This is a genomic window from Echinicola rosea (assembly GCF_005281475.1).
Classification (GTDB): domain Bacteria; phylum Bacteroidota; class Bacteroidia; order Cytophagales; family Cyclobacteriaceae; genus Echinicola; species Echinicola rosea.
Genome location: NZ_CP040106.1, coordinates 5573397 through 5597443 on the forward strand (window position 1 = coordinate 5573397; position 24047 = coordinate 5597443).

19 protein-coding genes are annotated in these 24047 nt (G+C 46.3%); 5 read left to right on the forward strand and 14 right to left on the reverse strand.

The genetic code is table 11. From position 1 onward, the window contains the following. Position 1: 1 nt before the first annotated feature. The 4 genes from FDP09_RS21640 to FDP09_RS21655 form a co-directional block, all read right to left on the reverse strand. Positions 2–307, reverse strand: a complete 306-nt coding sequence (locus tag FDP09_RS21640; RefSeq protein ID WP_137404586.1) for a DUF4134 domain-containing protein — start codon at positions 305–307, stop codon at positions 2–4. Beyond that, entirely contained in the window at positions 285–650 is a 366-nt protein-coding gene (locus FDP09_RS21645; protein ID WP_137404587.1) for a hypothetical protein, read from the reverse strand. Before FDP09_RS21645 ends, FDP09_RS21640 begins: the two co-directional genes overlap by 23 nt. 340 nt (positions 651–990) lie before the next feature. After that, positions 991–1830, reverse strand: a complete 840-nt coding sequence (locus FDP09_RS21650) for an RteC domain-containing protein (RefSeq protein WP_137404588.1) — start codon at positions 1828–1830, stop codon at positions 991–993. 4 nt (positions 1831–1834) lie between these two features. Next, on the reverse strand, positions 1835–3364 hold the full coding sequence (locus tag FDP09_RS21655) for a cyclic nucleotide-binding domain-containing protein (RefSeq protein WP_137404589.1): 1530 nt from the start codon (positions 3362–3364) through the stop codon (positions 1835–1837). Between the two features lie 316 nt (positions 3365–3680). Between FDP09_RS21655 and FDP09_RS21660 the strand changes: the two genes are divergently transcribed. Continuing rightward, positions 3681–4070, forward strand: a complete 390-nt coding sequence (locus tag FDP09_RS21660; RefSeq protein ID WP_229683310.1) for a MauE/DoxX family redox-associated membrane protein — start codon at positions 3681–3683, stop codon at positions 4068–4070. A gap of 165 nt (positions 4071–4235) precedes the next feature. Further along, complete coding sequence (locus FDP09_RS21665; RefSeq protein WP_137404591.1) at positions 4236–4532, forward strand: hypothetical protein; 297 nt, start codon at positions 4236–4238, stop codon at positions 4530–4532. Between the two features lie 63 nt (positions 4533–4595). Here FDP09_RS21665 and FDP09_RS21670 read toward each other — a convergent pair whose 3' ends face one another. From FDP09_RS21670 to FDP09_RS21680, 3 genes are all read right to left on the reverse strand, one after another. Next, entirely contained in the window at positions 4596–5927 is a 1332-nt protein-coding gene (locus FDP09_RS21670; protein WP_137404592.1) for a RagB/SusD family nutrient uptake outer membrane protein, read from the reverse strand. Between the two features lie 321 nt (positions 5928–6248). Further along, positions 6249–9443, reverse strand: coding sequence for a SusC/RagA family TonB-linked outer membrane protein (locus tag FDP09_RS21675; protein ID WP_137404593.1), 3195 nt, complete (start codon positions 9441–9443; stop codon positions 6249–6251). A gap of 23 nt (positions 9444–9466) precedes the next feature. Further along, the gene (locus FDP09_RS21680; protein ID WP_137404594.1) at positions 9467–11047 is read right to left on the reverse strand and encodes a TlpA family protein disulfide reductase; all 1581 of its coding nucleotides are present in this window, start codon (positions 11045–11047) and stop codon (positions 9467–9469) included. A 908-nt stretch (positions 11048–11955) separates the two neighbouring features. Between FDP09_RS21680 and FDP09_RS21685 the strand changes: the two genes are divergently transcribed. Both FDP09_RS21685 and FDP09_RS21690 read left to right on the forward strand, forming a co-directional pair. Beyond that, the gene (locus FDP09_RS21685; RefSeq protein WP_137404595.1) at positions 11956–12354 is read left to right on the forward strand and encodes a hypothetical protein; all 399 of its coding nucleotides are present in this window, start codon (positions 11956–11958) and stop codon (positions 12352–12354) included. Positions 12355–12622: 268 nt separating this feature from the next. Further along, the gene (locus FDP09_RS21690; protein ID WP_137404596.1) at positions 12623–13174 is read left to right on the forward strand and encodes a hypothetical protein; all 552 of its coding nucleotides are present in this window, start codon (positions 12623–12625) and stop codon (positions 13172–13174) included. A 403-nt stretch (positions 13175–13577) separates the two neighbouring features. Here FDP09_RS21690 and FDP09_RS21695 read toward each other — a convergent pair whose 3' ends face one another. Together FDP09_RS21695 and FDP09_RS21700 are read right to left on the reverse strand one after the other, a co-directional pair. Beyond that, positions 13578–13967: a response regulator gene (locus tag FDP09_RS21695; RefSeq protein ID WP_137404597.1), complete on the reverse strand. Its 390-nt coding sequence runs from the start codon at positions 13965–13967 to the stop codon at positions 13578–13580. 1029 nt (positions 13968–14996) lie between these two features. Further along, positions 14997–17096 carry an ATP-binding protein gene (locus FDP09_RS21700; protein ID WP_137404598.1) on the reverse strand — a complete coding sequence of 700 codons (2100 nt, stop codon included), beginning with the start codon at positions 17094–17096 and terminating at the stop codon, positions 14997–14999. A 135-nt stretch (positions 17097–17231) separates the two neighbouring features. On the opposite strand from FDP09_RS21700, the gene FDP09_RS21705 reads away from it, so the two are divergent. Beyond that, the gene (locus FDP09_RS21705) at positions 17232–18584 is read left to right on the forward strand and encodes a transposase (RefSeq protein ID WP_137404599.1); all 1353 of its coding nucleotides are present in this window, start codon (positions 17232–17234) and stop codon (positions 18582–18584) included. Positions 18585–19081: 497 nt separating this feature from the next. Here the strand turns inward: FDP09_RS21705 and mobC are convergent, their stop codons facing one another. The 5 genes from mobC to FDP09_RS21730 all read right to left on the reverse strand — a co-directional run bounded on the left by mobC (position 19082) and on the right by FDP09_RS21730 (position 23985). Further along, the gene (mobC, locus tag FDP09_RS21710; protein ID WP_137404600.1) at positions 19082–21064 is read right to left on the reverse strand and encodes a conjugal transfer protein MobC; all 1983 of its coding nucleotides are present in this window, start codon (positions 21062–21064) and stop codon (positions 19082–19084) included. Next, positions 21064–22353 (reverse strand): relaxase/mobilization nuclease domain-containing protein, encoded by a 1290-nt coding sequence (locus FDP09_RS21715; protein ID WP_187328744.1) that lies wholly within the window; start codon positions 22351–22353, stop codon positions 21064–21066. Before FDP09_RS21715 ends, mobC begins: the two co-directional genes overlap by 1 nt. Beyond that, positions 22302–22682, reverse strand: coding sequence for a hypothetical protein (locus FDP09_RS21720; protein ID WP_137404602.1), 381 nt, complete (start codon positions 22680–22682; stop codon positions 22302–22304). Before FDP09_RS21720 ends, FDP09_RS21715 begins: the two co-directional genes overlap by 52 nt. A gap of 6 nt (positions 22683–22688) precedes the next feature. Next, the gene (locus FDP09_RS21725; RefSeq protein ID WP_137404603.1) at positions 22689–22907 is read right to left on the reverse strand and encodes a hypothetical protein; all 219 of its coding nucleotides are present in this window, start codon (positions 22905–22907) and stop codon (positions 22689–22691) included. A gap of 151 nt (positions 22908–23058) precedes the next feature. Continuing rightward, positions 23059–23985: a nucleotidyltransferase family protein gene (locus FDP09_RS21730; RefSeq protein ID WP_137404604.1), complete on the reverse strand. Its 927-nt coding sequence runs from the start codon at positions 23983–23985 to the stop codon at positions 23059–23061. Between the last annotated feature and the right edge of the window lie 62 nt (positions 23986–24047).

Below are 24047 nucleotides of genomic sequence, written 5' to 3' on the forward strand. Positions count from 1 at the left end.
GTCAACCGAAGAAGCTGGTGAGTACCGTGGCCACGATGACCAGGAACACGCAGCTGCCGAACCAGGCGGCGGCCACTTTTCCGGTGTCCGGCTCTCCCGAGTTCCACTTGTTGAAGACCTTTACCGCGCCGATCAGCCCGACGATGGCGCCGATGGCGTACATCAGGTTGACTCCCGACTGGAAGTAGCTCCGCACCTTGGTGGTGGCCTCCATGATGCCGGCATTGCCGTCCTGCCCGAATACCGACAGGGAAATCCCTGCCAGCAAGAGGGCCAGCAGCCCTTTACTGAGTTGGTTGTTTGTCATGTTGTGATGGTTTGGCGTTTTCCCTTTCCACCGCCCGGCAGAAGGGTTCTTTTGTAAGCATGTCCAATTGGATATGGGAAGGGACGAGCAGTTTGCCGGTAGTATAACTGAAGCGCGGCCGCTCGATCCGCTGGTAGATTTGAGCGTATTCCCGGAATGCCTTACTGAGGTTTTCCTCGCTTACCATTTGCGTTTCATGGGGCCTGGGAACACCCCTGCCCCACCATTTTCCCAGCAAATAGGCCGGGCCAAAAAGCAGGAGCAGGACAATAGCATAATAGAGCAGTAGCAGGCCTACTGTGGCCCACCAAAATCCGGGGCTAATTGCATTCCATCCGATCATATCCATTTAGGTTTTGATGATGGCTCAAATCTCAAAAAGTACGGCATAAAAAATTCACCAGTTGGAGCGGACTCCGGTAAAAAAAAAAATTCCCGCTGCCATATCAGCTGAAAACCCCGACCTTTTAAAAACACGGGAACCATTGTCCAGGGTCGAACCAGAAGGCCAAATCAAATGGCAAGGTCCCCACGATTAAATTACTGCCCTGGTTTTTTCTGGAAAACCTCCCACTACTGTCTGCCCTGTTTTCCAACAAGAAACCGGTAAAACACTGCCTTACAATGGAACTTCTCTGACCCTGTGGTCCCAACTTCGTTTATCCAGGTGGTCTAAGATATCCCTAGAGTCCTTCGCTTTCCAAAATATAATCCTCCAGTTTCTCCTTCAGGGCCTCAAGAAACACCGTTCTTCCCTTTTTACGGATCCTGATCTCCTGGAACCGCTTATAGACATCGCCCATATCCCCACCAAGGAGTTGTCCTAAAACTTTGGCCACTTCCTTGATCTCTGCCTGCCCATGGTTCAGCACCCCGGCTACTTTAAGGGCATATATAAGCTCTACCAACTGGTTTTTATTCCCCGTCCATTTTAGTTTCAAGGGCTTTTGGGATGTATCCACAGTCCCTTCCAGGGATTGGACAGCAGCATTGATATACTCGTTGATCCTGATCGCGGCAAGAATGGTTGCTACCCCTAGGCTGGCCACTGTACAGCAGCGCCTATCGATCGGGGTATGGAAGGCCCTTGACGCCAAAAAGTCTGTCCTGCCTGAACGTAAAAAGTAATGCTGGTCGAGATGGGTCCTGTCCAGTACAAAATAATGGTGAAGGTCTCGGTTCAAACCCAAAAATGCCTGAAGTTTTCGCTGTTCTTTTCTAAGGTACTGGAGCTGGTCTCCCCTATGGGAAGTAGGCCGTGCGGATTCCAGGTTGAACAGTTCTGCATAATAGATGGACTCTGAATGGAAATATGGTTTTATTCGCTTAAAAAAGTGAATTTCCTCTGCTTCATTACCAAAAACATATCCAGCAAGGATAAAATCAAGTTCCCCCAGGGCCTTTTCTGCCTTTTTGTGTGCCGTTTCCAATTGGAACAAACGGTCCTCTCCGAGGATATTTACCTGCGATAGCTCCCTGCCCAGGCGATCCCTGAGCTTATGGGCAAAATTCTGAATGTCCATGTTTTCAGTTGGTTTTATTTATGGTCGTTAGCACTTTCCTGTACCAGGTTTCCCACCCGGCGACCTGTCCTTCCACCAAGGAAATGAATTCCAAAAGGTTCCCGTCCGTTTCTTTCCTCTTTGCGGAAAGGAACTGTTTTTTATAGGCATACATACGCTCCTTTTCCTCCATGTAGCCTTTTACCAGTTCCCGAACCACCTTTTTCCTGTCCTTACCTTCTACCCTGCTTTTCAGGTATACCAGGTTATGGGGGAGGTCCTCAAAAACCACCGTGTCCACTGCCAATATTTCATTGGACAACAAGACCAGCCTCGTGCCCATTTCCATATAGGTTTCCAAAAAACCTGCATCGGCCTTCAGTTCCTGCCAAATCCCATGATAGACGATCTTTAACAGCTGCATGCACAGCTTTCCCTCTGAAAACCGCTGCCGTTGCCGTTCATAGCTTCTTAATTCCGGTTCCGTGGTTATGGGATAGTTGGAAAATTGCCAATCCCTTTCGACAACATGGGTTCCTATCAGTGCCAATAGGAAATCTGCTCTTTCGGCATCCATGGAAATTTCATCGAACAGGTCCTTTATTGCCGAAGCATAGGCCTGTCCCCGTAGCGGCACGTCCCCCTTTGTTTGGGCCTGTAGGCCGGGATCCATCCAGGTCCTTATTTCCTTCCAATATTTGGAGCGTTCCCTTACCGGTATCTGGTACATAAAAACATCAATGGCCGTCAGCAGGGAGATCAACCTACCTGCCCATGCCACCAGATCCTCGTTTCCAAGGGGATATAAACGGCCCACCAAAAACTCCATTTTCATTTCACTAAGGGTTTTTGCGGTGATATTGCTCAGTGCCACAAAAAAATAAGTCCTCCAGGCATCCAGGGAGCCTTTGATGACATTCCCTTTGGGATGGGTCCGTAAGGGAAACCCCTTACAAAAAACCATGGCTGTTCGGGACGCTTTCTTTCCTTCAGGTTCGGTCATGATCCTTGCCATTGTCCTGACGGAGATATTCAGTAGCTGTGCCAACTGCTTCTGGGTAAGGTTTCCCATCTCGGCCTGTAATTTTTCCTTGACCATTGGCCAGGCTATTTTATAGGAAAGCCCATCAATATCCGTCCAAAATCCCTCCCAGTTATCTGTATGGCCAACCACCCTATCATATAATATTTTAAAACCGTTAACATGGGGAAGGATCATCTCCAAATTATCCCTGGAGCAACAGGCCACCCTGCAAGGCTGCAGGGCGACCACTTCGTGGTTGCTGTCCATCTGCTTTTCGAAACTGGCCATGTCCATGGCAAAATATTGTGGCGGGTATACACGGCGTAGCCTGTCGTTGAGGGTAATGCCCACCAACCCTTCCATGACAAAACATACTTCGTTTTCTTCCCTGCCCTTTTTTCTGATCACGTCCTTTTTACGGTAGGTGAAAAATTTGATCCTGTGCTCAATGGATTCATAGTGCTCCATGTCCACCTTGTAAAAATTGTCCAGCATTTTTTTCAGCTTTTCGAGGTCCGTTAACTTTTTCATAGTTTCATTTTTTAGGTTAAAAAAACCAATGGTCAGACATGGCAAAGATCCAAACCCTTACCAAAAAAAGGCAAAGCGACCACACATTAAAACAATGGTTTTCAACAAATTACAAAATCAAACTACAAACAGTTCAAAAACCAAGTCAAGTTTCTTAAGGAAATTTTTCTATTTACGCCCCAAATACAGGACATTTTCGTATCCAAAACATGACATTTTCCTACTGACCGAACTTCCTATTGCTATTTTTTATATTATCCTCGAATTTGTAGCAATGAAAACAATAGCAACAAATTTTAAAGATCCATTATATCAAATGGCAATCATCCTTTACCTGTCCCTATGGACATTTACGGGCATGGAAAAGCTTATGGATTACGATGGCTACCTTGGAGAAATCAGGAACCAGGTATTTCCCCTGGAATGGGCAGAACGGCTTGCCCCGACTGTCCTGACCATGGAATTGCTCTTGGCCTTATTGCTTTTGTACGGACAAACCAGGAAAACAGCCCTATTGCTTTCAACACTGTTGATGACCGTTTTTACTACCTATATCGGTCTGGTCTGGGCAGGTACATTTCCCCGGGTCCCCTGCTCGTGTGCGGGCTTTCTTGAGGCCATAGGCTGGAATGGACATTTACTGTTCAACGCGGCATTTATACTCTTGGGAACCATAGGGCTGATGAGGCAACAAAAAACAACATAGAGGAAAAACAACAACAGCTGCCCAATCTCACGGGAAAAAGTCATTAGGTGAGATTAGTCTTTTCCCTGGCAGCAAACGGAGGAAGCCGAAAATCCCAAAAAGAGTAGGCAACCTAACCATAAAACGTTTATGGGATTTTGATGGTCAAAAATCCCGATTTCAATCATGAAAAAACTATTGAAAAACATGCCGTTGCTGGCTTTTGTACTGGCAGCGGCCAGCGCGCTGGCATTCAATGTGCCAGGAGATATCCAGGGAGAATACGGAAGTGAAAATGGTACTGAATGGTATGATGTTTCACCTGCAACAGTTCTAGAGGGCGTTGACTACCAATGCAACGAAGTACAGGTTGAAAGTCACTGTACTTACAGCCAACCATCCGACACGTCAACTCCAATCGGTGAAAATGACCGGGAACAATTTGAACTATTGAACGAAGACCTGGATCCTATCGAGCCTTAGTAGGAAAGAAAGGAAATCCAACTCTTTATTATAGGGCAGGGATAGCTACCCTGCCCTATTTACCTATTCAAAGTTATCTTCCCTAGGAGGTACCGGAAGCACATATTTTTCCGAACCAGGGGGTAACGTATAGGTCATTCCGTCAAGTATTTTAACTATAGTTTTGGCAAACCTCGGGTCTTTGTTCAGTCTCCTCAGGTCTGACCATCTTGTTCCCCTATAGGCAAGCTCCTTCCTGCGTTCAAGGATGATCTTTTCCAAGGCATCGGTTTGGCCGGTTGCCGACAATGGCTCAAAAGATTGATCATACCGATAGGACAACAGTTCGTTCAACAGCCCCATGGCACCTGCAGTATCACCTTTCCGGGCAAGGCATTCGGCATGGATAAGGTAGACCTCCCCCGTAGCTAAGCCGCAGAATGTCTCATGGTTACCTGTCAATGTTCCCATAAGGTTGACATTTCCCGATCTGGTTGTAAAATAAATTGTTTTTCGCAGATCATTTTCCGTATAACTTTCATAGAGCTCATCCATCACCTTGGTAGAAGGGTACCCGGTGAAGCCGTATCCTATCAGCTGGGCGTGGAAGATGACTTCTTCATTGAACTGTTCAAAGGGAAATATACCATCATCAAGGGCCTTGAAATCCAACAGCGTCGGGGATTGTGCCAGCACCTTTGCTGAATAGTCTTCTGCCAGCCCATACTGTTCAAAAGCCAGGTTAATCCGGGCCATCAACGCCCAGCAGGCCGTTTTCCCGGGACGGATAGGATACTGTCGTTTCATCGGCAATAACCTTTCGGCTTCGAGCAGGTCATCCATCACCTGTAGATAAATTTCAGACACCCCCACTTTTTCATATGGAGCCTCCAGCTCAGGGGTGAGCTTTAGCGGAATCACCGGGCCATTACCGGCCCCATCAAGGTTTGCGGGAAGGAAAACCTGGCTCAGGCTGAAATAGGACCATGCCCTGATAAAGAGCGCATGGCCCCTATAGCGGTTATATAATTCTTCGTCCTGGCCTTTTAATTTTTCAAGCTCATCCAACACCACGTTGGCATTGAAAATCTGGCGGTACATCGTGGCCCAATCCCCGGGGGCATCGCTAACTGAAAACGGTGCCGGATCCCACAGATACACGTTCCGTTGCCATTGTGCCTGCCACCTTGCCAGGCCCGCCGCATCAGTGGTAAATTCATCGGCCGCCATCACCGGAATGGCCCCGGACCTCCCCATTGATTCTGATGCGTCCAATATGGCCCGGATGGCCTCAAAGTTGTCCGGAATGACAATACTCTTATTGGGTTTTTCATCCAAGAACCCATTGCATGAGGCCAAAAGATGGACTATGCTGATGATCATGGCCATAATAATATGATTTTGTATACTGTTCATGTTTGCTATTGTTTACCTATCAGAGATCAGGTCAAAGGCTTCCAGGCCAATGACTGCAGTATGTAAAGGGTATAAATCCCGATCTCCCGTATGGAGATTTTTCCCGCAAATTGAATAATGTATGGTTTACATATGAAGAAAGTGGCGGTAAGGGATTTATGTTTCATATTGGCATTGATAATATGATAAACGGGAATTGCTCCTCAACATCCCCGTTGATATATGAAGCAGCCACTGCCCGTTTTTCCCATGATGCACTCAGGTAGATTTTATTTATTGTTGAACATATAAATAAATGGGCAGGGCTGCTTGTTTGTGGTTTCATAAATCTATTCTCAGACCAAAGGCTATGCTTCTCAAAGGCTTTGATGTCTGGAAATCCGGATCAAGTGGATCGTCCTTGGCCGCTTTCCAGATAATGCCCAGGTTATTGGCATAGGCAAAGATTTCGGCCCTCCGAAAGGGCAACAACGGGCTGGAATCCGCCCCAACCGTATATCCGACCCTTACGTCCTGTAATCTTATATGGTCACCCCTTTCCACTAATTGGGAAGAGAACTGGTAGAAATTGTCCCTATGGGAATTGACCGCTGAAGGAACCGCAGGTACCTGGGTAGTTTGCTCATCCCCGGGCCTTCGCCATCGGGCAGCATAGTCCCCATGCACAATATTCCCGGTCAACAACGAATTGTAACCTACCGATCTCCTTCGGTAGAAATAGCCCATTCGATAACTGATGTTAAACGAAATACTCCACCCCCCAAAGTCCAGTGTATTTCTCAAGGCCCCGAAATGCGCGGGGTGCGCCCTTCCGTGGAGTACCAGGTCATCGGCTTCGGTCGTGTTGATGATCTCACCATAATCGGTACTTGGCTCGCCGTCCACGAACCCTATCGGCTGTCCATTTGCGGGATCCAATCCTCCCCATTTGTAGGAGTACACGGTCACGATGGGATTCCCTTCCTTGGGATAAGTGGTTCCGGTGGAACTTCCCAGGAAATTTGCCACGGAGGTCTCTACTTTATAATCGGTCACCTCATCGCTCACAAAACTGTACAACAAGTTGGTGTTCCAGGCAAAATCCCTTCCCTTGACCACAGTCCAGTCCAATGACAGGTCGATGCCCGAGGTAGCAGTGTTCGCGAAATTGCCGGTTACCCAGGTCCTCCCCGAGCTGGCTGGAAAGGGGGCGCTGCTAATCAGGTCTTCTCCCAGCTTCCTGTAATATTCTAAGGTCCCCCTTAACCTGCTGTCGCGTGATTCGAAATCCACAGCTACATTAGTGATGCCCACCTTCTCCCACCGTAAATTGGGGTTCGGCGGATTACTTATATAGGCAATGCCCAGGTTGGGGATCAGGGAATTGTCCATGGCATAGCGGGCGGTAGTGTATGCGCTGAGGCTTTTGTCCACGTTGCCACTATACCCGTAGGTTGCCCGAAAACGTAAATATGGCATCCAGTCCGAGGCATAGAAACCTTCATTGGAAAGCAACCATCCCACTCCTGCCGACCAAAGGGGAACACCCCTCATGTTTGAATCCACGCCAAATATATTGGATTGGTCCTTTCTTGCACTCAAGGAAATGGAGTAGGTTTCCCTGAAGTTATATGCTGCGTTGGCATAATAGCTTACAAAGCGATCCACCAATCCCTCCTGACCTTCCCCTGAGGGAATGGCCTGGTAGGCATACGGGTTAACATAATTACGGTACAGGGTAACATGGTCGACCGGTACGCTCTGCCCAATATCATCTTTATATCCATAAAGGATATTGGAGTTTGTCTCCGATTGAAGGTCCTTCACTTCGGATCCTGCCAGGGCACTGACTTGGTGCCCCCCGTTCCATTTGCCATTGTACCTTACCTGGGCCCTAACCGTATGGCTCTGCCCCTTAAGTTCGGAAAGCTCCAGTCTTCCGCCCATCGGTACCGGCCTGACAAGGGTACCGTCATCATCTTCTTGGGTAAAGGAATTGATCAATGTCCTTTCTGAGAACAGTTCCTGCCTATAGTGGTTTCTCGTGCTGTTTTCCCCTAGCCAGTACTGGTAGGCAACCTCTGCAGTCAAGCCCGGCACTACCTTATAACTTGCCCTGCCGTTTACACGCATGTCGTTTTCCACGGAAAGGTTGTCCGACATCCCTATTTCCTTCAGCGGGACATAGGTCCAGTCCAAGAGGCCGGTTCCCTCCAACGAGTTCATGTAACGGGTACTGTAGAGTTTCCCAATCGCCAATGGCCTTCCGTTTTCATCCGCCAATCGGTCATAGGCAAACCCTGAGGGGACTGCGGTGTCGGAATGGTTCCCTGCCCTGGAGACATAGATCCCTGTCTCTACCTTAAAACGGTCCCCCAACAGGGTCCAACTGTTCTTGGCATTCAGGGTAAACCGGTCGTTTTTGTTCCCTATTGTACCCTGAAGGGATTGATCGTAGCCCAATGAATAGATATACCTGTGCCCGGTATTCCCCCCCCGCATGGAAAGTGCGTATTGTTGGTCGAGCCGCTGTCGGTAATAATAACGTTCAATGTCCCTTCTGAAATCCCTGGATTTAAATTGGTCAATGGCCATTTCCAGTTCCCGGTCATCAACCAGTCCATCCCGGTGTGCTATCAACGTTTCGACCACTGGGGACAACAGGTCCCGGGAAAAGGAATTTTCCCTGCTTTCATATATACCTTCCCGGAAAAGTTTCCGTTCGAAGTCCACGAATTCCCCCACTCCCATTCTCGGCACGTAAAAGGGATCCTGTTTTTCGGAAAGGATCAGGTTGGCCGTCAGGCTGATGATGGGTTTCTCGGAAATTTCCCCATCCTTCAGGGTAATGACGATTACCCCGTTTCCAGCCCTGGCCCCCCATATGGATGCCGCCGCCGCATCCTTGAGCACGGTAATGCTTTCTACATCATTGGGATTGATACTCTCAAGGGCACCGTCATAGGGAAAACCGTCGACGATCACCAGTGGACTGGTATTGGCGAACAGGGTACTCCTTCCCCTTATGGTTACGGGACTTTCATCGTCCCGCAAGCGGTTGAACACCATTCCTGAGGTGACATCTTCCATCCTGTCAAGCAGGTTGGTACTTACCTTCCTGTTCAACAGTTCACGGTCCAATTGTACAAAAGATCCTGTTGCACGTTCCCTTGGGAGTTCCTGGTAACCGGTAGATACTATTTCCACGGCATCCATGGAAAGACTGTCTTCCTTAAGCATAATTTCCAGGGGTGCATCTAACGGGGGAGCAATTTCCATGGAAACAGGCATGTAACCAAGATAGCTGACCGTAAGGGTGTATTCACCTTTAGCGACTTTGAGTTCAAAGCCACCATCAATGTCGGCAACACCGCCAATGGTGCTTCTTTCTATCCTGACCAGTGCACCGGGAAGTGGGGCATTGGATCCGCTGGCCAGTACCCTTCCTTTGACTACCGTTTCCTGACGGGCCAGTAAACAAAAAGGCGTTGCCACCCAAAAAAACAGCACAATTAAGAGTATAGCATTTCTTTTCATAGCTTCATATTATATTGGATAAATTACCAGGAGGGATTCTTTGCTTTCCTTAACAATGCCGACATGTCCCCAACAGATTTGCGCTGAAGTCCGGAACGGAATACATTCCCGCTGCTGTCGAGCATCATCTGAACGGGAAAGGATTGGATTCGGTAATACTCCAACAGCTTATTGCCCATGTCCCCTAAATGCAGGTTCAAGGCCGTTTGGGAAGTATATTTCCCCGACTCAAGTGACCGTTTCCAGACTTTTTTGGATTGGTCGGTGTTAATGGATACAAACACCACCCTGTCATCATTTTTGAAACGTTCCATCAGGGGCTCCATTTGGTTCTCATGATAAAGGACACAGGCCTTGCATCCGGTAAACCAAAAGTCGATAAACACTGCCTTTCCCCTGAGTTCATTTAAATGCACCTCTTCTCCATCAATATCCTCAAGGGCCACATCCAGAAAGGGCTTTCCGGTATTCATTGAAGAGGCCATATTGGCCAGGACATGCTTTATCCATTCAGCCTGGACCTTTTCTTCAGCCTGTGCGAACCTTTCGTTGACATCTTCAAACTGCCTGTGGTACCTGGCCATAAACTTGACCGTCAAATAGTCTCGGACCGGTGGGGCATAGTTTTCGAAAAGGGATTCAGGGGATTTGCGTTCCATTCGTGAAATGATCAGGGACCGCAGCAATAGCAGGTCGGTGTAATCCGAAGAATTGGCGACCACTTCATCAGCAAATGCTATCTCTGTCAATGGCAATATCCTTTCCCCGTATAGACTTTTATACTTTTCCCCTCCGTCCATGTACCGGTTAAAGCTGTCCAGCAGGCGGTTCAACCTCTTGGCCGTAAGGTCGGCCCGGAGCACTCCATGGAGCAGTTGGGGGATCTTGTCACGGTATTCTTCCAGTCTGTTTTCGGATACACTTACCTGACCTTCCGGCAGTAAGGTCTTGATCAGTTCATACTTATCCTCCGGACCTTCGACAAACCGCATCAGGGGATACAATCCAGTTTTGGAAAGCGAAGCTGCTTTTTTATAGGCTGCATCATATCCGTCATTTTGCAGGAACGCTTCTCTATTTGCCGTAAACATGACGGGCACCGTCCTTTTTTTTGCCAGCAGCTCCTCCATGGCCAATTGGTATTGTACCCTATAACTTTCCGCATCGGGCCCGCTGAACAGCATGGCTGCCCGGTCCAGGTCTATTATTGTCCTTACGGTATCCCCTGCGGTGATGTGAAACCGCTTCCAAAGCGTCCCCCCCGGGTATCTCAGGCTCAGGTAGGCCATCCCAGAAAACGAAGGGGTTTTTATGCAGAAACCTCTGGAGCCCATGGTTCCTGAAAAAACGTTTCCTTTTTCTGTGGCAACTGGTATGGTCTCTGTTTTTGTGATTCCTTTTTTGGAATCCACATAATGCTCCCAGAACACTGCCGTCACGGTATCCACTGGTGTTTTACTGATAATCTCCCCATGGATCACTAGTGAAGAAGGGGCAGTCACCCTGGTATCTCCGGTAGTGGTTGATGAAGCAACTTGCCCATATAATTTGCTTCCAAATAGGCATAGGTATGCCAGGAAGCACAAACATATTTTTTTATTCATGCTATATTAGGGTTGGGTAGAGAGGATGACCCTATCGGGAGTTGTCACGATGTCCTAACACGCAGCGCATCTGTGACCACCAGATTTACCAAGAACACATTAATTGATCAAGGCCTTATTAAAAAGGTCATCAACTTTCTACCTGGATAAGAAATAAATTGAATATCACTGGTCTCCTTCCGGTATCCCGGGCAACCGGAAAAATGGACAGCAGTGCTAGCCTCCCGAAGGCGGCCAAAAATCACTTGCCGAAAAGCAGACAAGGAACAACTAGGAAAATGGGTCAAGCCGAGAGCAGGCAAAAGCACCCATTGTATAATCGGTTATATTGGATTTTTTGGTTTACGACGGAATACGATCTCGAAATTGGTGATTCCTTGCTTGATTTGTATGTACAAGGTTCTTTTTGGATAAACCCAAGCAGGAATATCAATTTGATTGTCTTTTAATAAAAAAGGATATACAATAAGTCCCATATTTGTAAAGTCTTTTATGGAACGTCTTTCGCAAAAAATAAAGCGTGAGCTCTCCTTCTTGCCGAAACTGAGGTACGACCAAGCACCTTGGAACGAACAAGCGAGTAGCTCACGCCAATGGCGTGAGCATTTCCCCACTTTTTGTCTCGTTCCTTATGAATTGGTCGTTTCCAGTTTCAAGACGCAAAGTGCGAATGCTTCGAATGTCTTACGAAAGATTCGCTAAATTAATTTATTCTTTTCAAGAAACTAAATCATGCAGGCATAGTTTTTTGTTTACAGTTTTTTATTGATAAATAAAGTTTAAAACACTAACTCAATACATAAATATACACTTAATTATACTAAAATACAACTTTTTACATATAGACTTTATACATAACGAATATTTACCTTGCATTTAAATAATCAGTATTCATAACAAGTACTATAGTGCATAGAGGTAAGGTATTAAAATCGATTATTAATTCTCATCCTGATTCTGGAAAAATTATTGCTAAAAGAGCAGGGTATGAACCTGGAACATTATATAAACATTATCAAATTGAAAATCTTTCCTACCAAATTATTACTAAATATGCTAAGGCAATGTGGCGAGACTTATCTTTTGAGTTTCCCGAGATAATTAAGGAAATATCTTTCCAATCATTTAAACAAGAATACGATAAAAGGAATAAGCAACTAAATGCAGAAACAGCTTATGAATGGAAAGATAAATACCATCGCCTCCTAGAAAGTCACAATGAAATTCTTAAAATGAATATGAATCTTAAAGAAGAAATTAGAATTCTTGAAAATGAATTGAAGAATTTGAAAAGGGAAAAAAGATAGAAATGGCAACCAGAATCAATCAGACTATCACTAAGTAAACACAAGGTTTTCAAAGGCTTAATCGCAGCAGCAATCACTTATAAATTTGGTCTTAATTGGGGGTTAGCTAACCCCTAGGGTTGACAACCAAGAAAAATCCCCTGCCTACCCAACAGAAAGTCAACTTTTGAAATCCCTTCCACCAAACTGTTGTCCGATAAAATGAAATCCCTTTACTTTGCAAAAGGCCGGAAATGGCGGATCGATTTCATATTCAAACATTCCCAATATGCCCAATCCCAAACTACAGGTTTACCTGATGGCCTTTATGGTGGTCGTAACCCTGGTCATCCTCTTTTGGAACAAGCTGAGGATGGACAGGTTCTCCATCAAGGAAGTTGCACGGCCAGAAATGGTCAAGGAGTATAAGCTGCTAAAAAGGATAAGCGGTTATTATTGGTTGATCTTTTCCTGCTTCGGGCTTATGACCATAGTATATGCAGGTTTGCCCCAATTCTATTATATATTCTTGCCGCTGGACGCCTTTGACTTACCTGTAATCAATACAATGGGGCTGCTTATTCTTGGGGTTTCACTGGTATGGATCATCATTGCCCAGATCCAGATCGACAAGGAACTTTACCGGCTTTCAAGAAATATTGAAAAGCTGGAAGCAATGGAAATGGTTCGGTTTTCCGAAAGGCTCTTGATATCGGGAATGTTTATCCTGTTCCTTGGTTTTTCTACCACCATCACCAATATTACGGGCATAGCCCTGGTCCTTATCAGTGGCTTTATCTATTTAAAGCAGTTTGGCACAAACAGGAACCTCTCCACCTAGCGTAAAGTAAATGACATTCCATCATCAAAATGTCTAAGGACCCTGTCCAATAGTGCTGACAGAAAAAGATGACAGGAACTTACCGGACCTCTTGTGAACACCTAAAAGTACACTTATTATATTATCCCCGCCAGTCGGTGATGGTCAATGGTCGGGATTTCTTAAAAAAAGGAACATTAAGTCAATTGGCAAGAAAACTTTATTTATCCACCTGTTTATCACTCCCAAGGATAAACATGGTAACGGAATCACACCAATTGGTTCAGTTGACCCGTTGGTCCAACATTTGCCCCATGCGGGAAGAGCGTCACCAGGACAGCAGGGACGACATGTTGTCCCACTTGAACTTTCATGGCCTAGTTACCCTCGATTTTTCACTTTTATTGGTCATTTCTGCCCTCTCTCAGGAACAAAAGGACACATCCACTTTTATTTCCTCAAGAATCTCACTGGAAAGGGGTTTTGCTAAAAAATCATGTACAATATCAATTCCCTTTGCGCGGTCAAAATCCCTGGGATCGATGGAAGATGATACAATAAAAACATGTAACCTATCTGTCAGCCCCCTTTTGAGCAATTCATCAATAAATTCCCACCCGCCCATTTGTGGCATATGTATATCCAGGAACAGGAGAAAACATGTCTTTGGATGGAGCAATATATAATCCAGGCAGCCCCTTGCCGATGTATGCACTTCCAATTTGAAGGAAGGGAAATTCTTTTTGATCATTCTTTGGTGCACAAGGTTGATCACCTGATCATCATCCACCAATAAAATTTCGCGGTTAAGCATAAAATGTCAGTTGAAATATAAAAAACGGCCAAAGCTTTCGAATCTTAGCAACCACCTTCAAAAACATTAAAAAAGTGGCCAATTAGTGCAATGACCGGGACTTCCAATCCCGAAAATGGTTCATTAGCCAACCAAAAAGGATGAGGATTAAAATCGATAACTAAAAAGCTCGGCATTTGTCAATCCCGCCTTGCAAATCCACTTGACCTCCCCTAGGCGACTGTCCTAAATTAACCATATTATTTATACATATACAACTTAATATTATATTATTAATATATCCCTGGAAAATCAGCACATACAACCTAATTGGCGCATTTCAGGTACGGCATAATTAATTTCACAACCAATAACGCTTGTCATGATCCTCCATTACCTCAAAAAACCATAAAATTAAGCCTACATTTTCCCTCATTTATACCAAAACAATTGTCTCAACTTTATTTTAAATGGACCTGGTTTATCATGTCTGCATGATGGTGGAAAAACAGCAGCACTAAAGGGACAACAAGTGAATGCGAACAAAAGGGCCGAAAGCTCCCGCTAGCGGTCGGATTTACCTCCATCTCATTGTTGTGCGGGCTTATTGAAAACTACTTTGCCTACTGTAACAGGCCTCCTTTCCGGATTTACTGACCATTCTGTAACATTGCAACACCTAATCATGAAAATGGAAAATAAAGTAATCGACATCCAATACTACATCCTGACATCGAAGCTTATGGTATTGGCAGGAAAAATACCGAACTCATCCATTCCCTTTCCGTATTCTTGACACCAACCTGCCGGGCACCTCTTTGAAAGTCCCATCCAGTAACATTAACGTGCTAAACAAGAATAAAAAAATGAGGCCTACAATCTCACGGAAACCATTGCCGACCTTGAACATTTCCCCCATACGCTTGCCCATGACATTCCATCCACGACAACAATCCGGGGATACCGTAGTAATTCGGGGACAATGCCTCCAACCTGCTCTCTTGGTGAACCTGAAGAACCAACCGAAGGCAACAGGCCAAGGCCTTCGCTTCAAGAAGGTTGTTCGGCCAATGGAAGGGCAAACCAGAACGTACTTCCCTTTCCCTGTTCCGACTCCACCCCTATTTTCCCATGGTTCATTTCCATGTATTGCCTGCTCAGCACAAGTCCCAGTCCGGTACCTATTTCATGGTGGGTACCTTCGGTGCTCATGTTCACCTCATCGAAGATATGCGGAAGTTTTTCGGCAGGAATCCCTGTCCCTGTATCCTCTACAGAGACCACCAACAACCTTTCCCCACTTTGGATACTGGAGCTAATTATGATCCCATCGCCCTTACCGGAATATTTAATGGCATTGGCCAGAAAGTTACGGACAACAATTTTGACCATTTCCACATCGGCAAAGACCATCCCTGGCCCTGTTCGGTCAAGGACCTCTATCCCTTTCCTTTTTGCGTCCGGGAGGAGCAGCGATATGGTCTTTTCCACTATTTCCTTTATTTCAAACCTGACCGGGCGTGCCGAAGCTTCGGTCATCTGGCTTTTCGCCCACAGGACGAGGTCATTTACAAAAAAATTTACCTCGTTCAATTTCATGCTGATATCATTGGTAAGCATGCCCATTTCTTCCTTGGTGAACATCCCTTCCCGGTACATGTCAACGGTACTTTTCAGGGAGTTCAACGGTGTCTTTACATCATGTGCCACTACCGACAATATCCTGTCCTTGAATTTCCCCATCCTTTCAAGCTCCCTGTTCTGCGCATCAATCTCTTCTTGGTGAAGTTTTTGTATCCTGTTGGTACGGCGGATATTCCGGAGATAGAGAAATAACAACACGACCATCACGACCAACAATATCGATAGGACAAGGATAAAATAGGTTAAATTGCGCTGGCGAAGCAACTGCTCCTGGTGCCTTTGGTTGACTGTCCTTATTTCCTGGCCATGCCGGAACTGCTCCTCGGCCCGCACCAGCTGCGTCCTTACCTCTTGGTTCATCAGACTGTCTCCAAGCGAGGTATATTCCCGATAACTGTCGAGTGCCGCTTTATAATCTCCCATAGCCGCTTGTATTTCACTTAAGACGAGTACTCCCTCCCTTGTCAAGGTCATATGGTTGATTTTCCGTGCCAGTCGGAGTCCCCTTTGCACCTGAACATATGCCTCTTCTGGTTTTCCTGTCCCAAGCAGGCACTTGGCTACTTTAAGGTCTGCTTCGGCCACTTTTTGTTCGGTTCCCAGCTTCATGGCAATGTTTGTTGCCTCGGCATACTTTTCCATGGCCTCCGTTGGATTTCCCGTCTGTTCCAAAAAGTCCCCTAAGGCCATAAAGGACCTGACCATGCCGGCCCTGTGGCCCAGGTCCCTACTTTCTTTCAGGGCCTTTTCGTAAAACTCAAGGGCTGTTGCAGGCTGGTTTTCCTTGAGGTAAACCCGGCCTATCCTTATATCCAACATGTGCAGGAGATCCTTGTAACCTGCACGGTCATAAAGGGCCTTGCTCCGGGCAAAGGACTTCCTTGCTTCATGCAAATTCCCCTGAAGCTCATGGACCTGCCCAAGGGTCCAATGGTTGCGGGCCACCTGCTTGTCATAACCGTTCTCAGTGGCGATTTCCAGGCCCCTATAGGCCAGTTGCTGTGCCTTTTCGTACAAACCGATGTCCATGTAGACCATCGACAGGTTTATGCACAATACCCCTATTTCCTTTCTGAGCCCCATCTGTTCGGCCCGTATCATGGCATCCCTTTCCACCTCCATGGCCTCTTGGAAGTTCCCTTTTTCATAATGGGCCGTACCGATATTGATCATTGCGACCACCACTCCCCTTTGGTATCCTATGCGGTTGCTGAACAGGAGGGCCCTTTTTGATATGGCCATCACAGAATCCGGAACGGTACTCCAATACCGATAGGCAAGATGGTTCAGGGCCTTGATATAGGCTGTGTCTTTCTTGTAACCGGGTGTTTGCTGAAACTGCTCTACTTTTTTCCGCAAACTATCCCTGTCCAGCTCCTGTCCGAACGTTACGGAGGACAGTACAATATTTATTGCCCAAAGGTACCAAGATGCTATACAGGACTTACGTACCATAAAAATGTACACTTTAGTTTTCTTGCTCTTGATATACAATAAATAGGGCATCTTGTTAATTAGCTAAATCACTGATTCTTAATAAACAGGGTTGCGGAAAAATAACTCAAAAACCCCGAAAATCGTCCAAAAGGGCTTTTTCCGGGGTTTTATTTTTCGTATTTTTTGTTTGCAGACAAAAATACTATGAAAGATACCATACAGCTCCCTATTTTCAAAGACTTTGACGGATACTCTCCAAAGTATCACTTTTTCAAGAATTCCTTGCTTGGCCAGATCCATGACAGCCTGCCATGGGAAAAGCTTTCGAGCCTTGTTCCTGAAAAGCTGCAGGGGCCTGGTGCCCCAAGGTGGTTCGGTGCCAAGGGCATGTTTGCCCTGATGTTTTTGAAAGCCTACCTGAATACCTCAGACCGCCAATTGATTGAGCGTTTCAATACCGACTGGAGCCTTCAGTATTTCTGCGGGAAAGTATTGGCAGTAGACCAACAGATCCGGGACCTTACCATTATGACACGGATCAGGGCCTACATCGAGGAACACTGCCACTGGGAACAGGTCCAAGAGGTACTAATGGATCACCGGAAACAGGATGTGGACAACAGCCACGTCTTATTAATGGATGCCACCTGTTATGAAAGTTATGTCCGTTTCCCCACCGACCCCAAACTACTCTGGGAATGCTGCCAGTGGGTGTTTGAAAAGCAACTGTTCAAAAAATGTAAACAATTGGGCATAAAAAGGCCCCGGTCAAAATACAGGGAGCAGAAGACCAAACAGCTTGGCTACTTCCGTAAAAGACGCAAATCCTTTAAGGAAACTCTCAAAAGGAAAAAATCCCTGGTCTTCCTGTTGGAAAAAGGACTTGGCCAGTTACAAGAGATCCTGGACTTTTATCAAGGGGCGGGTTTTAGACCAAATGACTTTGCCTGTCTGAAGACCATCAAAAAAGTCTTGGTCCAGCAGCAGTTTTTGTTGGAAAATCCTCCCTCCGAACTTAAGGACCGCATCGTTTCCCTCCATAAACCTTATCTCCGGCCGATCGTCCGGGGAAAGGAAAACAAACGTGTGGAGTTCGGTATGAAAGCCCATATCCTTCAGACAGGCGGGCTATCATTTATCGATAAACTGGACTTCAACAACTTCAATGAATGTACCCGGTTGAAAATATCCACGGTAAAACATACCCGGGTTTTCGGACAGACTTCCCAGCTGGGTGCCGACCGGATTTATGCCACCAATGCCAACAGAAAGTATTGTACCTCCAAAGACATATTCACCGGCTTCCCCAAAAAAGGCCCCAGACCCCACAGCAAAGCCGAAAAGATGCTGAGTGCTGAAGTCTCCAAACAAAGGGCAACGGCAATGGAAGGGGCTTTCGGAAACCATAAAAACCACTATGGACTGGTTAAAATACGAGTAAAGGGAGATAAAAGGGAAAAGCTGGCCGTGCTGTTCGGCATTATGGCAGCCAACGCCGTAGCAGTTGCCAAACGAAGAAACCAACAGGAATCCCCGCCCACCAACAAAGCTGCTTGACAAAAACTACCGCCGGAAAGAAGAATTACAGGACAGGTGTGTCCAATTGTCAAAACCACCCCAAAAATCAACCTCTTCAATTCAGTAATTGTACTTTTCCTTACACAAATTGTACTCTTTATTTTACTTCAAAGTACCCTAAAAACAAATTAACCTTTCAGTTAAGTCACTAAAAGGTTAATTATATCTATTTTCCAAGGAGGCCTAAATAAACTTTAACATTAAAAAACCATTATTCCCCCTTAGAATTTTCGGAAAAACCACTATGCCACCATTGGTTTTGCCATGATGAATTTTATAAGAAAAGCCCATGTAAAGTCCTTCAATCCAAGAATGGAGGGAAACCATTTCTGAATACTAAAAGGCACCTTCGATACGGATTTCGCAATCCCTTGGCCTTTCATGAGCCTGCCCTATTTTACCATTCAGCTGTCTTACTTTTGCAATTCAACCATGGTTCAATCCGCTATGGGCTTCAAGTCACCAATTATGGACCTTTATCGCTTTCTGATGATCAGGCCTGCCAGTCCTGGGCTGTCCAGCATCCGGTCCAGTTCCGATTCTATCAGTTCGCTGACCTCGGATTTGATCCTTTTGTAATTATTGGCCACTTCGTGTTCGGTTAGTTTCCTGCATGGTGGAATGGGCTGGTACCCACTTTCTTCCCTTCGGATTGCCTCATGGTCATTTTGGATAGCGGCATGAAATCCTTTTAATTTCATGGGCTGATCGGGCGTATCGGCCACCATCCCCACAAATTCCCCCGAGGACAGGGAGGCGATCGTAGATTGGGGCACTGCAAGGTCAAGCTGTACCGAATGGCTAATGGTGGTATCGTTGGAATTGACGGACCTGCTCTGCCTGGGCTGTCGGATCTTCCCAAAGCGTTCGGACAATTGCTTTGCCGTATCGCCAAGCACCTGCCCCGATACGATATTGCCCACCGTGTTCATGATCACCTCTGCATGCTCCCTGCCGTAGTCCTTTTTGAGCTGGCTGTAATCCTGAACGCCCAAACAGGTCGCCACCTTGTTGCTCCTTGCCGTGGCGATCAGGTTATCTATCCCGTTAAAATAAATGGTCGGAAATTCATCGAAAACTAGGCTGGACTTGAGCTTTCCCTTCTGGTTGGCCAGCTTGGTGATCCTGGAAATATACAGGCTCAGCACTGCACCGTACACCTGTTGCTTTTGCGGGTTGTTTCCCATGCATACGATCTTCGGCCTGTCCGGATTGTTGATATCCAATGTAAATTCACTTTCGGAAAGCACATAGTAAAGCTGTGGGGAGGATAACCGGGCCATGGTGATCTTTGCACTGGCAATCTGGCCTTCAAGTTGATCGGCAGCCCCTTGCATAAATGCGGAGACAAAGGGATTGATCAGCACCTCTATCTCCGGTTCGCACCGCAGGACCGAAAACAACTTCTCGTACTCTACCTGCATCATTTCAATGACATGGGGAAGGGTACAATACTTCCCTTCCTTGTACCGTTTGAGAAACCAGATCACGGCGGTCAGGAAATTTATAGGCGATTCCACAAAAAAGTCCCCTTGTTTTTTTATCCATTCCCGGTTGAGTCCCATCATAATGGTCCTTGAAGCCTCACTGGCATCGGTGATGTCCAGCATGGTGGACGGTTCGAGGGGGTTGCACCGATGACTGCGGGAAAGGTCATCAAAATTGATGGTGTAGAAGGTCGGTGCTATCCTATAGGCTGCCCTGTTTTTTTGCAGGGCATTGTAGGCGATCCTGGAAAGGTCATCGTACTTGAAGTCATAGATAAACATGGAAAACCCCTTGGCGATATGCTGGGTGATCACATGGCGGATCACGAAATAGCTCTTCCCGGATCCCGGGGTTCCCAGTACCAAAAGGGCACGGAAAGGGTTGATGATATTGATCCAGCTGGCCCTTGTCTTCTGTTTCAGACGGTAGAGGGCCGGAAGGTTTATGGAATATTCATTTTCAAGCAGGCGTTCCTGTTGAGGGAAGGTCTCATTCTCATAGTTGAACACATCCTTTCCCACCTGTTCCTTTAGACAGCGGGACAACCTTCCCCCTCCCCACAGGACCATAAGGAAGCCTGCCACCATGGAGACCAGGTAGCAGTAGCCAAAAGCCACTAGGTCCGGTACTATTGCCTTCCAATAAACTGACACAAAAAACAGGATACTTCCCAGCACCAAGGCGGTCAAAGCAGGTGGCCATTTAACGGCAGTGTCTTTTTTTCCCTTTGCACCAAGCAGGCTGACATAGAGCAGTCCCAAACAAAGTATTTTGGCATTTTGGGCATCTCCCAGAAAGGGCAATTTCCCCACATTCTCCACAAACACCACCAGAAAGGGCCACGAAAGGCCCCACTTGGAAAACACGTATGGGAGTGCCAGGTAAAAGTGGATTAGCAGGACGGCAATGCTGATCTTGCGCGTGAGGTCAAGGATCTTGCGAAGGGCCTGTTGGTTCTCTCCTGTAGCCATTATGATTGTTTTGGTGACAATCTTTCTTTTTGGGAACCTTTGATCCGGGAAGACTTCCTGAACTGACCCCTCCTTATCCTGCCCACGTTTTCCATAAAATCCTGGAGTACCGGTGTGGCATCCAGGTTCCATACAGGCATCCTTTCCATTTCTTCCTCCCCACCAATACTGTTCCCCATTCCATCTAGAAGCAAAGGGTACTTCTCCTTCAATTTTACTTTCATAGGCCGTGAAACACCGCCCAACAAATTTCCCGAGACAGTAAACGCAGTCCTGTTAAGGTGGTCAATGGCTATGGCCCTTTTATCACCCCTTCCCTTTTGGATACTGATGGCAAATCCATTCTTTTTAAGGCGCCCGTCCAGGTCCGGGAACCTATTTTTGGCGATTTCATCCAGGACTTCCAAAAAGCGTTCTTTTGCTTCGGACACTTTGGAGATGAACCCGCTTTTCCTCCGTTCTATATGATTGGAGATATTCTCGAATGTGGGCCGTATGGAAAAGGAACTTGCCCTCACCAGACCGCCCACATGCTTTCCATTATTTCCCATTGGACAATAGGCCAGTCCACGGTTCCTCCACATCCTCCCTCCTCTTTTGCCCTGTACCAGCCCAACGTTGAACTGGCGCAAAACAGCTGCAAATTCAGGTATCGAGCCAAACGTATACAGGCGTAGGACATCTTTTATGATGTTCTCCATTGTACCAAGGGTTTCTGTTTTACCATACTCAAGTTTCTCCAAACGTGCCGGATATGAATATTGCTCCGGTCGTTGTGGAAAAGTATGACGTCCCATCTCGGCCACCAACTCCCTACGAGCCTTCTTAGAGAGGGTCTTTCCCAGATGATGGGTTTCCAACCGTTTTCCGTTTTTGGATATGGTGGTACTGAGGACATGTATGTGGGGATTGTAACTATCTGTATGGTTGAAAACCAAATAGGGTTGTTTGCCATAACCGATTCGCTTCATGTATTGCTGGGCAATATACCGTAACCTGTTTTTATTCAAACTGTCAGTTTTGGAAAAGTGCAGGAAGATATGGATGGCATTCACCTTTACCCTATTGTTCCTGCGGGTATAGGATCGAAAATACGCATTCAGTTCCTTTCGGTCCATACGCTCCCCCTGGCTCCCAAAGCCATGTACCGTAATCAACTCGGCCTTGCCTTCTCTGATCTTCCTGAAATGGTAATAAAGGATACTGTTGATGCTCCTACCTACATTTATTACTGCTATCATGTCCCGAAATGTCCCTGCACCATCTTCTCCAATACTTCCAATTTCCACAGTGCCTCTTTCAGCTTCCCTTCCAGTCGTCTGGCCATTTTCCGATCCTTGGGAGTACCACTGTTGACCAAAACGTCATGGACCATTTGGTCAACGTTTACCGCTATTTCCTGGATTTCCATCTGAATGGAATGCATTCCTTCCAGGACCCGGTCATAGGTCTGGTCATATGTTCTACACTTGACAGGCCTGTTTGAAAGGATTTGCCTTATCAGCGCACTCATGGAATGGTTGGTGGATTTCGACAACAGTACCAACAGCTCCTGGTAGCGGTCTCTGGATATCTTGGACATCACCACCACTTTTTCGGTCTTTTGCTTTGTCGCCATAAAACACTAGTTTTCGAGATTGTACAACCAATCATTGGCAGCTTCTTTCCAATTGTCCAGCGGCATCCCGTTCTCCTTGTGCCACCCGGTGGACTGGTAGTAAAAATAAAAGACTTCTGCCTCGGAAACGGGGACGGACTGTTGGATAAAAAATGACTTTACCTCTTCAAAATGTGGTGTCGAGGAAAGGACATTGTTTGATGATTTTGTGTTATAATTTGCCATGATCAATATTTTTTGATTCAATGGCAAATTCACAAACAGAAAGAAAACAATTTCACCATTTGGACCGGAGTCCTGAAAAAAAAGACAATAAAAAAGCCATTCACTTTCGCAAATGGCTTTCATCCAATTTATAAAACTGAAATTCTTCTATCTACATTCGGATTTTTTTTCGCTCCCATAATTTCCCTGGATAAACACATTTCTGGTGCAGAAAATTCAGAGCTTCTTCCACGGTAACCTTGTCCTCCGGATAGGTCACGCCAAACCAGGTCTTTCCACCTTCCAATATCTTGACGGAAGCCTTGTTTTCGGCAATAAGGTCATTCACCACGGTGGGGATATAGAATTCTGCTTTGATATTGTCCTTGTTTTCTTCCAAGAAAACTTTCCATCGCTTTTCTGTATCTTCGAAGAAGGATGGCTGAAATCCCCAGCAGTTCATGGAAACCGGGGTATTTTCACTGATTTCAAGAACGTCCTCACCCATGCGGCTAATGACCTTCTCTCCTTCCCGGGAGATCTTTTCGCGCTCGGTCATTCCGGTAAGTTCGTCGTTATCATTGGCTTCACAGACACCTCGGTTAACAGTACCGTGCTTCGAAAGCACATTTTTAAGGGCATAGCCCACCATACAATGTTGGTTATCCCCTTGAGGCTGGGTCAAAAAGGCTCCCAATCGCTCGATGGCTTCCTTACCATAGAAATCATCTGCATTGATGACCGCAAAAGGTTCCTCTATTACCTCCTTGGCACAGAGTACCGCATGTGCTGTACCGTAGGGCTTCGTCCGTTCAGGGTTTTGATGAGCTGCAGGTACCAAGCTGGTGAGGGATTGGATCACAAATTCGACCTGGATCTGATCATTTATCTTATTCAGAAAACGATCTTTTACCAGGTCTAGGATCTCTGCCCTTACGATAAACACTACCTTGCCGAATCCGGCCTGGATGGCATCGTAAATGGCGTATTCCAAAATGGTTTCGTTATTAGGGCCAAAGCCATCAATCTGCTTGTTCCCCCCATACCGCGAGCCCATACCCGCAGCTAATATCAAAAGGGCTGGTTTTGTTGTTTGCATTTTATGTTTTGTTTATTAGGGTCTGTTGTTAGAAGTTACCCCCTAGCCCCCTGAAAGGGGGA